The sequence below is a fragment of the Streptomyces sp. NPDC005263 genome (assembly GCF_042872365.1).
Taxonomy (GTDB): Bacteria; Actinomycetota; Actinomycetes; order Streptomycetales; family Streptomycetaceae; genus Streptomyces.
The window spans coordinates 141,367-153,856 of the sequence record NZ_JBIAKJ010000007.1; the positions used below are offsets into that span (position 1 = coordinate 141,367).

The 12,490-nt window shown below is 72.6% G+C and carries 9 protein-coding genes; 5 read left to right on the forward strand and 4 right to left on the reverse strand.

Translation table 11 applies throughout. The features are described from left to right. Positions 1-12 precede the first annotated feature (12 nt). Complete coding sequence (locus tag ACFYRY_RS29285) at positions 13-1,149, reverse strand: sugar ABC transporter substrate-binding protein (protein WP_389151989.1); 1,137 nt, start codon at positions 1,147-1,149, stop codon at positions 13-15. A 216-nt stretch (positions 1,150-1,365) separates the two neighbouring features. Between ACFYRY_RS29285 and ACFYRY_RS29290 the strand changes: the two genes are divergently transcribed. From ACFYRY_RS29290 to ACFYRY_RS29305, 4 genes are all read left to right on the forward strand, one after another. Further along, the gene (locus ACFYRY_RS29290) at positions 1,366-1,767 is read left to right on the forward strand and encodes a hypothetical protein (RefSeq protein ID WP_389151992.1); all 402 of its coding nucleotides are present in this window, start codon (positions 1,366-1,368) and stop codon (positions 1,765-1,767) included. Between the two features lie 162 nt (positions 1,768-1,929). Then, positions 1,930-2,718, forward strand: coding sequence for an Fpg/Nei family DNA glycosylase (locus tag ACFYRY_RS29295; protein ID WP_389151995.1), 789 nt, complete (start codon positions 1,930-1,932; stop codon positions 2,716-2,718). Between the two features lie 235 nt (positions 2,719-2,953). Then, positions 2,954-3,166, forward strand: coding sequence for a hypothetical protein (locus ACFYRY_RS29300; RefSeq protein WP_389151998.1), 213 nt, complete (start codon positions 2,954-2,956; stop codon positions 3,164-3,166). Positions 3,167-3,304: 138 nt separating this feature from the next. After that, the gene (locus ACFYRY_RS29305) at positions 3,305-3,958 is read left to right on the forward strand and encodes a DUF2637 domain-containing protein (protein ID WP_389152000.1); all 654 of its coding nucleotides are present in this window, start codon (positions 3,305-3,307) and stop codon (positions 3,956-3,958) included. On the opposite strand, the gene ACFYRY_RS29310 is transcribed toward ACFYRY_RS29305, so the two are convergent. Continuing rightward, positions 3,945-9,119, reverse strand: a complete 5,175-nt coding sequence (locus tag ACFYRY_RS29310; RefSeq protein ID WP_389152003.1) for a hypothetical protein — start codon at positions 9,117-9,119, stop codon at positions 3,945-3,947. The genes ACFYRY_RS29305 and ACFYRY_RS29310 overlap by 14 nt on opposite strands. A 173-nt stretch (positions 9,120-9,292) precedes the next feature. Further along, positions 9,293-10,711, reverse strand: a complete 1,419-nt coding sequence (locus ACFYRY_RS29315; protein ID WP_389152006.1) for an MFS transporter — start codon at positions 10,709-10,711, stop codon at positions 9,293-9,295. Between the two features lie 166 nt (positions 10,712-10,877). On the opposite strand from ACFYRY_RS29315, the gene ACFYRY_RS29320 reads away from it, so the two are divergent. Beyond that, positions 10,878-11,615, forward strand: a complete 738-nt coding sequence (locus tag ACFYRY_RS29320) for a flavodoxin family protein (RefSeq protein WP_389152009.1) — start codon at positions 10,878-10,880, stop codon at positions 11,613-11,615. A gap of 39 nt (positions 11,616-11,654) precedes the next feature. On the opposite strand, the gene ACFYRY_RS29325 is transcribed toward ACFYRY_RS29320, so the two are convergent. After that, complete coding sequence (locus ACFYRY_RS29325) at positions 11,655-12,443, reverse strand: hypothetical protein (protein ID WP_389152011.1); 789 nt, start codon at positions 12,441-12,443, stop codon at positions 11,655-11,657. Between the last annotated feature and the right edge of the window lie 47 nt (positions 12,444-12,490).

Below are 12,490 nucleotides of genomic sequence, written 5' to 3' on the forward strand. Positions count from 1 at the left end.
TTCGGGGAACGCTCATCCGGTGAGTCCGGCCTTGTCGCAGGCGGACCGGAGCTTAGGGGTACAGATCTGGTCAATGGTGTAGATACCGTCCTTCACCAGAGTGTTCTTGATGTTGTCGGCCATCACCGTGACCGACGGCAGCAGGACCGCAGGGATGTCCTTGGTGGTGACGCTGTCGACGGTGGTGCTGGCGATGGAGTCGACCGACTCGCCGCGGCCCAGGGCGAGGGCCATCTCGACGGCGGCGTCGGCGGCCGCCTTGTACGGCTTGTAGACGGTCATGTACTGGTCGCCCTGGACGATGCGCTGCACGGCATCGAGGTCGGCGTCCTGGCCGGTGACCGGGGGCAGCGGCCTGACCGCGCTGGCCTTGAGGGCGGAGATGACGGCTCCGGCGAGGCTGTCGTTGGCGGCCAGCACGCCGTCGATGTTGCCCGCGCCCAGGGCGGCGATGGCGCCGGTCATGTTGACGTAGGCGTTCTCCGGCCGCCATCCGACGGTGTCGTACGACTTGCCGATGTCGACCTTGCCCTTGAGGACGGAGAGCGCTCCCCGCTTGAACCAGCCGGCGTTGGGGTCGATCGTGGCGCCGTTCATCATGACGATCTGGCGGCCGTCGGCCTTCGTTCCCATGCCTTTCAGGAGGGCCTCGCCCTGGAGTCTGCCCACCGTCGCGCCGTCGAAGGTGACGTAACCGGAGATGGGGCCCTGCGCGAGCCGGTCATAGGCGATGACCGGGATGCCGGCCTGGTGCGCGGACTGGACCGACGACTGCAGCGCCTCGGGGTCGACGGCGGCGACGATCAGGACGTCCACCCCCCTGGTGATCATGGCTTCGAGCTGCTGTCGCTGGACCGCCGGCTCACCCGTGGCGGCGACCGCCGCCGGCGGGCAGTGCGGGCACAGCCGCTTCAGCTGCTTCTCCATCAGGGGCTTGTCGAACTGCCCGAACCGGGAGGCGCCGCCCCCCGGGAGCAGCACCCCGACGGTGATGTCGTCGCCTCCACTGCCGCTTCCGCTGCCGCCGCCGCAGGCCCCGGTCAGGGCCAGGCCGGCCGCCAGCACGACCGCCGCGGCGGCTCGGGAGGCGCGGGAGGCGGGCGTGGCGGACCTGCGCTTCAAGGCCGGAAGGCTGACACCGAGACCCATCGTCGGTTCCTTAGGGGAGTTTGTCCGAGATTGCTGGGTAATAAGTGTTTCGTACCAAGAGTAGCCAAGGAGCTGGTCCAGTCCCCTCAAGGCCCGGCGCGGCCCGCCCCGCCCCGCCGACCGCACCGGGCGGGGAACCACGGCCGCTGAGGTACTCGGGTGGAACTGAGTACGAGCGCTCTGGTCGATGACCGGGCGAGCCGAAACGCTGGGTACATGCGATCAAAACTGTCGAAACCACTTCTCCACCTGTTGGGGATCCTCGTGTCGGCCGCGGTGTCACTGGCCGCCTGGGCCGCCTGGCTGGGCTGGGACCAGCATCGCGACGTGCACCCCGATGGATCGACGACCGGCCCCTACGAGGCGTGGCAGGTGATCGGCCTGGTGCTGACCCTGCTGCTGACCGTGTGCGGGGCGGCCTACCGGCGTCACTTCGCGGCAGCCGTGCTCGGGACCACCGTCGGCCTGACCGCCGCCGCCGGTTACGACTGGTCGGACGACTCCAGCGGCCTCTGGGTGGTCGGCGTGGCGATGGTCATGCTGGGGACCCTCCTCGCGACCGCCGCCGCGTCCGCCGTGACCGCGTCTGTGGCGGGGGCCGCAGCGGACGGATCGTGAGGGCGCCCGCTGCCGGATGGGCCTCTCCCGGTCGCGGGTGGTGGTGCTCTCTCCCGTTCGCGGGTGGTGGTGCGCGCCGGCCGCCCAGGAGTCACCATGTCCTGGAGGAGGCCACGGCCCGCACGCCGAGCGCGCGGATCCTCGCCCGAGAGGACGTACCCCATGCCCGAGCTGCCGGACGTCGAAGGATTCCGCGAGGTGCTCAGGTCCTGCGCGCGGGGCAGGGTCATCCGACACGTCGACGTGCGCGACCCGGGTGTCCTGCACGGGGTGAGCGCGCGGCGGCTGCGCGACGCTCTGGAAGGCCGGCGGTTCACCGAGCCGGAGCGGCACGGCAAGTGGCTGCTCGCCCGCACCGGCGGCCCCACCCTCGTCCTGCACTTCGGCATGACCGGTCAACTGGTCTGCGCCCGGCCCGACGACGCGTACGAGACCCACGACCGCGTCCTGTTCACGGTGGGCGGCGACCGTCAGCTCCGCTACCGCGACCAGCGCAAGCTCCAGGGACTCTGGCTCGCCGACGACGACCGCGATACCGCACGGCTGCTGGACCGCCAGGGTCCCGACGCGCTGGCCGTGGACCGCGAGGAGTTCGACTCCGCGCTCTCCGCCCGCCGCGGCAGCGTCAAGACCGCCCTCATCGACCAGTCCGTGCTGGCCGGACTCGGCAACCTGCTGGCCGACGAGATCCTGTGGCGCGCCGGGCTGCGCCCCACGACCCGGGCGAGCGACCTCACCGAGGCCGACCGGCGTCGCCTGTACACCCAGATGCGCCGCACGCTGCGCTCCGCCGTCTCCGCCGGCCGCGTCCCACCGCGTGACTCCTGGCTCACCGGCCACCGCGACCGCCCCGATCCGACCTGCCCGCGCTGCGGTACCCCGCTGCGCCGGTCCCGTACGGCAGGCCGCGGCACGGTGTGGTGCCCGCAGTGCCAGGGAAACGGATCCTGAGATCCGGTTCCGCCCCCGCTTTGAAGACAAGCCGCTCAACTCATCACGTGCTGAACGAAGCGCGGATTACACAAATGAAAAAACGCTCTCATCAACGTTTCACCGACGCCACGGTCACTCATTTGCCGCGCAACTGGAGGAGTGGGCGGGCCGTTAGCGGGACATGACGAAACCAATGCCCTTCGGCTTGCCCCGCCGCGGTGCGCGAACGCAGAATCATTCCGCGGACAGCGATATGACCGTTGGGAAATACTCTTACACGGCTGGTACGGCATATTCGGCACTCGACGCCCGCAGCACTCTGCTCGGGGACGGTGTCCGGGTCGAGAACCGGGTTACCGAGTCGCTGCTCACCGAGTTCCTCACACTGCTGGACGCCGCCCAGGCGGATCTCAACCGGCGATGGAGCGGACAGCGAAACTCCGACTGCCATACGGACCGCATCTGACGTAGGCGAATCATCATGAATCACGATTACGCGGATCTCGCTTTCACCCAACGTGAGTGGTACCCCGACGCATACCCTTTCGGGGCGGGTACCAGCTGGCACGGCAGTCCGGTCGACGCCCTGCACTCGGGAACCCCGTTGGAACCCCCCGATGCGGGGTGGGACCCGGTCGAGGAACTCGCCCATCTCCTACAGGACGCCGTGCCGGCGGAACGGGCCGCCGTCGTACCACCGCCGCGCAACGAGCCGTTGCCGGGCGCCGACTTCACCGACCCGTTGGAGAATCTCGCACAGATCACGGCGCAGTTGCCGCCCATCCGGCGTTCGTCCGGGCACCGGAAGATCCCGGACCGCAAACTCCGCTTCAGGTGGTTGCAGACCGGCAGCTTCGTGATCGTCGCGTTCGTCGCCGTCATCGTGGCGATGGTCAGCGTCTTCGGCGGCGTGGTGGCCTACGCGCCCCTCCAGCACGTCACGTCCGGTGCGAAGGGCGGCACGGTTTCCTGGTGGCCCCTTCTCGTGTACGGCCCCTGGGTCGTCGCCTCGCTGTCCATCCTGCGCGCCGCCCTGCACCGACGCCGGGCTCTGCACTCCTGGTTCGTCGTTCTGATGTTCTCCTCCGTGGCCATGGCGCTGTGCGTCACCCAGGCCGAGCGGACGTTCACCGGAATCGCCGGAGCCGCCCTGCCGGCCCTCGCGTCCCTGGCCTGCTTCCAGCAACTGGTCCGGCAGATCACCTTGACCCTGCCGCCGCGACAGAGCACCTCCCGCCACCGCCCTAGGGCGAGCTGACAGAGCGCTGCAAGTGGCCGTCCGGGTCCCGGAGTTGCGCCCCCTGAGTCACCAGCATGCGCCGGACCACGGGTGCGGGCATGCGGATCACGACCGGCCGCCGCAGGGTCAGCTCCCGTACGGCGGTCCCGGTACGACTGGGGCGCACCCGGTTGGTCACCCGGGCCACCACCCGTACGTCCAGGGTGAACTGGACGAGGGCCGACTCCATCTTGGGTTTGTGCAGCGGCATCGTGCCGGAGGCGTTCACCGCCGCGTCGGACGTGCCGCCCGCGCCGCCGGCGTTGCCCATCAGCTGGTTGAGACGGAACTGGTCCGCGTTGAGCAGCCCCGCGCCCGCCAGACCCTGCGCCGACCTGCCGTGGTCGGCGGAGCTCTGACCGTCCGTCTGGGTGGGCCGGGGCGCGTCCAGGTGGCTCTGGCCCACCGTCTCGAAGGTCATCTTGTCGCCCACGCCCAGGACCCGCCCGGCACGCAGCCGCGCGTGCAGTGACGCGCGCAGGTCCTGGCCCTCGGCACCGGAGGCGTGTACCGGCGGCAGCTCCGCACCCGCCGAGGTCAGCAGCGGCAGCGCCGCGATCAGCCACTCGGTGGAGACCGCCTCGTTCAGGGTGTACGCGGCCGCCTGACCCTGCTGTCTGAAGCGGTCCCCGCCGCCCGCGTCCCGGATCGCGGAGTTGACCAACTCCCGTACCTGTGGCGCCCCTTGGAAACCGTTGACCTGCGCTTCCATCGGAAGCTTCACGCCCGCGGAGCGCCAGGCGCCGAGCCCGGCGGAACGGTTGTCCCGCGGGCCGGGGGCGGCAGCGGGCGCGCTTGCCCGCTCCACGGCCACCTTGCCGAGGGCCGCGAGGTCCTTCTCCAGGACGCGGTGGGTCAGCGCCTGACGGCCCAGGGAGACAAGTGCCAGCCGGCGGCCGCCCCGGTGCAGTTCCAGGGTCGCCTCGATCGGTACCCGCATCTTCGTCGACTTCGCGGTCTTGGCCTCCGCGACCGTCTTCATGCCGAGCTGGCCGCGGCCGGCCGAACCGGTGCGCCGCGAGTCGCTCGAGCCGACGCCGAGCCCGGTCGAGCCGCCCGTGCTCTTCAACGGCCCTGCCCCGCCGTCCGGTTTGCCGGAACCGGCGAGGACGCCCTCCGCGCCGGTGGTCACGCTCTCGTCGTGGGACGTGCCCTGCTGGGCGACGGCCGCGGTGATGTACTCCATGTCCCGGCCGTCGCCCGCCGCCCCTTCCGACGTGCCGTCGCCCTGGCGGTTGACCTTGAACACCGCCCAGTACGGAGTCCTGCGGCCGTCGAACAGCTCGACGGTGACCCCGCCGTCCATCGCGCCGGACAGCAGCCCGGCGGCACCGTCCCGGTCCAGGACGCGCAGCAGCCGCTGCACGTTGTCGTTGCGGTCCTCCAACTGCCGCCTGGGCAGCAGGTCGTCGGCGAGAGCCCGCTGCCCGCTCTCCGCGAGGCGCGTCCGCAGCCGCTCCAGCAGCGGTACGAAGTTCGGCAGGTTCTCGATCATGCCGAAGCCCAGGGGCAGCCCGCGGTCGAAGGACGGGCCGGAGTGGACCCGCGCGGACGAGGCAGCCGGGGAGGAACCACCCGTGTCCGAGGCCCGGGCCGACTCCCCGGCCTCGCGCCCGGCGCCCACCCGCGAACTCTCCGCCCCGGTCTCTCCCTTCGACCGGGACGACAGCTCCCCGTTCCGGGACGACGACGGTTCCCCCTTCCGGGGAGACGACATCACGCCCGGATCGGCGTCGAGCTTCAGCTGCCGCCGTATCGGTGCCGGCAGTTGCTCCTCCGTCAGCCACACCGCCGCTTCGCCCGGCAGGGTCCGGGCGGCCTTCGCCACGTAGGGCCCGCCGCCGGTGACCTCGACCTCGGCGACCATGGTGACCAGCAGGTCGCACCGGACCAGGTAGAGCGGTGCCTTTCTCGGAGTGTGGGCGTTGCGCTCGACCGTGCCGGACAGGGCGGCGGACCGGGCGTCGCCCGTGCCGGCGGTGCGGCTCGCGGACAGGCCCTCGCCGAGCCGCCACTCGGGCCCGTTCTGCGAGCCGACGGCCCCCGCCTGCGCTGTACGGATGGTGCCGTGCCCCTGCTGTCCGGAGGCCTGGTGGCCACCGAGCACGAAGGTCTCGGTGCCGGGGCCCGCACCCCGGTGCACGAACGTCGGGTTGGCCAGCGTGAGCCGGGTGCCGACCGCGCCGTTCAGCGCGGCGAGCCGGCGCGGGTGGCGCAGGTTCTTCACCACCCACCCGGAGGACGCGGCCTGCCGGAGCGACGCCGTGATGGCCTGCGGGCTGAACCGCTCCTCGATCGCCAGCCGCGGCGCGAGCCCCTCCGTCCCCAGCGCGGGATCCTCACGGACGCCCTTGGTGCGGGCGGCGGCCCGGGACAGCAGCTGGAAGGCGAGATCCCGGACGGCCTGGCCGTCACCGACGGTCTCCACCAGCTGCCAGTCCCGCAGCGCCCGCCCGGTGGACGGCCGGGGGGTGAGCGTGGCCAGGTCGCCGATGCCCTCGGCGGTGACGGCGTGGTCGGGCCGCGCGGCCCGTGCCGCGCGCTTGTCGATCACCGCGTCATGCCGCTGCCTGCCTTCCTCGTCGAGGGTGAACTCCGTCGGCGTGACGAGCCGTACGTCCTGTTCCTCCAGGTGCAACCCGCCCACCAGCCTCGCCTCCGGCGCGTCCCGGCCCGGGGATCCGGGGGTGAGACCGCGGGTGAGCTTGCGCTGCCGGGACGTCATGGTGACGTCCACGTCGAGGCGCAGGGCAGCGCCGAAGACGCCGGCCTTCTCGGAGCCGTTGGTCAGGACGTCCGTACGGGTGGTGGGCCCGGCCTGGTTGCGGCGAGTGCCCACGCTGTGCCTCTCGTAGCGGGCCGAGCCGGTGAGGGCGCCGGGGACCAGCCTGGCCTGGGCGAGGACCAGGCCGCCGACGGAACGCGAACTGCTGCGTCCGCTCTGCGTGTTGGCGGCGACACCGGAGTGGCTGCGGACCAGCCAGTCGTCGGTGTCGCCGAGGTAGCCGGTCTCGCGGAGCGCGCCCTTGACCCGGATCTGCACGTCGTGCGCGTGCATCGTGGTCTTGCGGCGCAGCCGCACCCGGATGCCGGTGGACAGCAACTGGTCCTTGTTGACGCGGAGGTTGGTCTCCGACAGGACGGCCATCAGTTCGCGGTAGTTGCGCCGCTGCACCTCGGCCTCCGCCTTGCCGACGGGCGCGGCGGGCGGGGTCGCGCCGAAGGTGGGCAGATAGCCGGCCAGCCGGGGATCGGTCGCGAACAGCTCGGTCACGGCCTTCACCATGGGCCCGGTGTCGAGTTGGCTGAGCGTGACGCTGTTGCCCATGGCGCCGAAGGGGAGATGACGCTCGACGTCCGCCTCGTTGCCGTCCGCATCGGTCCGCTTCGGCTTCTCGATGAACTCCCCGGCCGTGACGCCCGGCGGCAACGGCAGCCCGAGGGACCGCGCCTCGTCGGCCCGCAGGCTGATCCACACCGTCATCGAGTGCTCGGCGCTGCGGGTGCCGGGGCGCAGGATCATCTGCGCCGACCGGGGACCCGTACCCTCCACGGTGAACGTCGCGGTCCCGAGGTAGAGCACCTTGTCGCCCCGGACCTCCGCGCCCTGCCGGCTAGACACGGTCTGCTCGGCCACGGTGAACCGTGCCTTGCGGGCCGCCGCGACCGGCATGGCCGTGGCCCGGACGGCGGCGGCGTTCGCGGCCGCTCCGACGCCGATCGCCGGGCCCGCGCCGCCCGCGACGGCGCGCCCCTTGCCCGCGCTCTCGGTGACCGTGTGCTGGGTCTGCTGATGGGTGCGCAGCTGGGTTGCGCCGGTGCTCCAGGCGGGCGACAGGCCGGTGATCGCGGCGCGCATGCGGTAACTGCCCACGCTGCTGCCGTCCTTGGACCGCAGGTCCTCACCGACGACGCCGTCGCCCAGCAGCCGGGGCAGGTCCTCCAGGACGGTCGTCGTGGACGTCGCCTCGTACAGCCGGACGCGGCCGGGCGCTCCGGGCGCGGTGAGCGAGGGGTGCAGGACGGAGGCGACCGTGTCGAAGAGCCCGCCGCCACCCTGGTGCGGGGCGGCGGTGTCGGTGACGGCGACCGGCGCCAGGGAGTCGGCGAGCGGGACACGCCGGGCGGTGTCGGCCCCGACGGGCAGCGGCACGGGGGGAGCCGGTGTGCCGGCCAGGACCAGGTGTTCGGTCGGCACGCGTTGGGTGAGGGTGCCCGAGCCGCCGAAGGTCCGTGCGTCCTCGGTGCCGCGTCGGGCGATCCGTACGCCGTAACGCACCGCGCGTGGCACCTCGACCGAGCCCTTGTCGCTGCGCAGCACGCGCGGTTCGGCCACGTTGCGCTGGCTGCGGGACTCCCGCGAGGACTGCCAGGGCTGCACGTTGGCCGTGGCCGCGGCGCCCGCCCAGAACCCGGGGACGACGGGCGCCAGCCCGAAGGCCATGCCGCCCAGGCCTCTGGTCGACGAACCGCCGGCGGTCGTCGCCACGGTGGTGGCGGTGTTGTGCTGGGCGTCGACCTTGGTCTCCTTGCCCTCGGCCTCGTCCACCGCGGCGAGCGGCGCCCCGCCCGGGTCCGGCATCGTGTTCGCGAGTGTGCTCTCGGGGTGGAAGACGGGCGGCCGGTCCTCGGGGGCGGGGGAGATGGTGACGGTGACGTCGAACCACTCCTTGCCGTCCTTGCCCTGGACCCCGAAGGCGCGGCCCTGGCCGAAGAAGGACTCCGGCCGTCCGGCCAGTTCGGCGCCGATGTCGGCGACCGTGCCGTCGCCGTGCCCGACGACGGCGGCCACCGCGTTCCGGACGAACTCGTGCCCGGTCAGCCCGTACGCCGTGGACAGACCGGCCGCCTCCAGGGCCATCAGGTACGGCGGCAGGACGAGCCCCGGCTCGGTGCGCTCCTCGTCGATGCGGGGCGGCGGCGCGGAGAGCTGTCGTCGTCCGGCCGGCTGCCGGGTGCCCTCTTCCCCGCGCCGCAGTGCCCGCGCGGTGGCCGCGTTCCCCGCGGACCGCTGCAGGGCGAGCAGGGCGGGCGGCGTGAGGCCGGTCGTGGACCCGGGCGGCCTGCCGGTACGAGGTGACCGGGGGCCCTCCTGAGAGGCGTCGGTTCTGCCGTCCCCTGCCTGCCGCTGCGTCCGCACGGGTTCACGCTACGCACGGACGGGGCCGGTGCAGGCCCGTACGCCAACTGCCGCCCCATTCGTCGCTCGTGCAACACCGTGACGCCAACTCCCGTACATCCAGGGGTTGTTTACCGCTTCAGCGGCGGTGTGTGCCGGGCGTCGCGACGGGGCGAATGTTGCCTGCCGCGGCACTAGGTCTTCTTCGGTGCCGCCGGCACGCACAGCCACGCCAGGCCCGCGGCGGCCAGGTAGGCGAGCGCGCCGATGGCCATGCTGGTGCGCAGACCGGTGGTGAAGTCGGTGGCTGTGGCGAGCAGGCTGCCGCCCAGCGCGACGCCGGTGGCGCTGCCGATCTGGCGGGTGGTGTTGAACAGGGCTGAGGCGGCGCCCGAGTACGCCTGCGGCGCGGCACCCATCACGGTGGCGGTCGAGCCGGTGAGGGCGAAGGAGGTACCGAATCCGGCGGCCATCATCGGCGCCACCAGCAGCGGGTAGGCCGGGTCGGCTCCCGCCGCGGCCCAGCCGGCCAGCCCCAGGGCGGCCAGCAGCATGCCGGAGATCACCAGCGGACGGTCACCGGTGCGGCGGGTCAGCCGTCCCGACAGCACGGAGGCGAACATGGTCATCGCCACCGCCGGGAACAGCGCCAGCCCGGTACCGAGGGCGCTGAAGCCGCGCTGGTGCTGGAATTCCAGGCTGGCGGTGAACACCATGCCGTAGAAACCGAAGTTGAACAGCAGGCCGATGACGGCTCCACCGCTCATCGCCCGGGACCGCAGCAGGCTCGGCGGAAGGACAGGAGACCGGGCCAGCCGCTCACGCACCGCGAACGCGGCGGTGGCCAGCACGGCCAGACCCACCCCGGCGAGAACGGCCGGATCGGACCAGCCCCGCCGGCCCGCCTCGTTGAGCGCCGCGGTCAGCAGCGCCACCGCCGCCACGACCGCGCACTGCGCCGGCCAGTCCAGGGCCCGGTCGGCGCGCCGGGGCGAGCGGGCCACGTGCCGCAGCGTCAGCACCAGGCAGGCGGCGCCGACGGGCAGGTTGATGAGGAACACCCAGCGCCAGCCCACGGTGGAGACGAGCAGCCCACCGAGCAGCGGTCCGGCGGCGGCCGCGATGCCCGCCATCGAACCCCACAGCCCGAAGGCCCGCGAGCGTGCGGCGGGCGCCGGGTAGGCCTGCTGGAGCAGGGCCAGGGAACCGGGCACGATGAGGGCCGCCCCGAGCCCCTCCACCAGCCGGGCCGCGGTCAGAAAGGGAGCGGTCGGCGCGAGGGCGCACGCGGCCGAGGACAGGGTGAACACCGCCACGCCCGAGCAGAAGACCCGACGGTTGCCCAGCCGGTCGCCCAGCGCGCCACCGGTCAGCAGGAACCCGGCGAAGACCAGCGTGTACCCGTCGGTGATCCACTGGATGCCGGTGAGCGAGGCCGACAGTTCCCGGCCGATCACCGGCACCGCGACGTTGATGGCGGTCACGTCCAGGATCACCATGAAGTACCCGGCGCACACCGCCAGCAGCGGTGCCCAGGACCTTCGCTCGGGCTCGGGGTCCGACGCGGGAGGAGGCGTGGACCCACCGCCGCCGGCCGGCTCCGCGAACGCCACGGCCCCCACTCCATCCCATCCACCGGACACGACACACCAAACGCCACAATAAGGGGCATAAAGGGTATTCAGGATCGTACGGTGGCGGTCATCCGTGTCCCATCTCGCGCACGCACCAGCCAGGGCCGTCCGGACGTGTCCTGGTGGCACCCTCTGGGAGGACTTCGTGACTGCTTCGTCGCCCGCCACCGACGCACCACCCGCCCGGTACGACGACCTGCGCGCCCTGGTGATCAACTGCACCCTCAAGCGCTCGCCGGCGACCAGCAACACCCAGGGGCTGATCGACCGCAGCACCGCCATCATGGACGCGCAGGGAGTGCGGGTCGACGTCCTGCGGGCGGTGGACCACGACATCGCGACCGGCGTCTGGCCGGACATGAGGGAACACGGCTGGGAGCGCGACGTCTGGCCGGAGCTGTACCGGCAGGTCCTCGCGGCCGACATCCTCGTGCTGGCCGGCCCCATCTGGCTCGGCGACAACAGTTCCGTGATGAAGCAGGTCATCGAGCGCCTCTACTCGTGCTCCAGCCTGCTCAACGACGCCGGGCAGTACGCCTACTACGGCCGGGTCGGCGGCTGTCTGATCACCGGCAACGAGGACGGTGTGAAGCACTGCGCCATGAACGTCCTCTACAGCCTGCAGCATCTCGGCTACACCATCCCGCCGCAGGCGGACGCCGGTTGGATCGGCGAGGCGGGCCCCGGCCCCTCCTACCTCGACCCCGGCTCGGGCGGCCCGGCGAACGACTTCACCAACCGCAACACCACCTTCATGACCTGGAACCTTCTGCATCTCGCACGGGCGCTGAAGGACCTGGGCGGCATTCCGGCCTACGGCAACCAGCGCACCGCCTGGGACGCCGGCTGCCGAGACGACTTCGAGAACCCCGAACACCGGTAGGGAGAGCGGTCGCTGGGGTGGCGATCGGGTGCGCGGAGGCTACCGGTGCTTCCCGCTGCCCTGGCCGCCGCTCGCTTGGCCGCCGTTCCCGGCCGCGTTGTCCGTGCCGCCGGGTTTGTCGCCGGACGCGTCGTCGCCGGACGTGCCGGTGTGGCCCGCCGTGCCGTTGCCCGCCGTGCCGGTGTGGCCCGCCGTCGGGTTGTCGACGTTCGGGTCGCCGCCGCTGGGTCCGTCCGTGCCGGCCGGTGTGCTCGGCGCGGCTTTCGCCCGGGGCAGCTGCTCGGAGCAGTACCCCTCGACCTTGGCCGAGCCGCCGGCGGCCGCGACGAGCCGCTGCCAGGCCGTCGCGTCGAGCGCCTTGCCGCGGTCCTTGACCTTCTCGTAGGCGCGGCAGTGGGCCTCGGTGTCCTGAGCGGCGGCCGGCCCGCCCGTCGATCCGGGGCCCGCGGAGGACGTCGGCGACGAGGCCTTTCCGCCCGGCTGGTCCGGGGCGGCCGCCGACGGATACCTGGTCTCCCGGTCGGCACCGGCATCGTCCTTGGAGGAGCCGACCGCGCCGATGGCCGCGACCGCGACACCCCCCAGGGTGAGGCTGGCGAACACCACGCCGAACGTCATCCTCATCGGGTGCCAGGAACGCCGCTCCGCGGGCAGCCGCCAGTCGTCCCGGCGTCGGGTGCGCGCCCGGTGCGCGCCCGCGCCGTGGGCGGTCCGGAAGGCGGCCACGGCCCGCTGTTCGGCCGCAGGGTCGGGCTCGACCGCGCGGATGGCGGCGCCCAGCATCGTCTCCAGCGCGGCGGCGTCACGTCCGTCCCGCGGACCCGGCACGCCGCCAGGGTGCACGTGCCGACGGCCCGGAACTGCGCCGCCGTTCA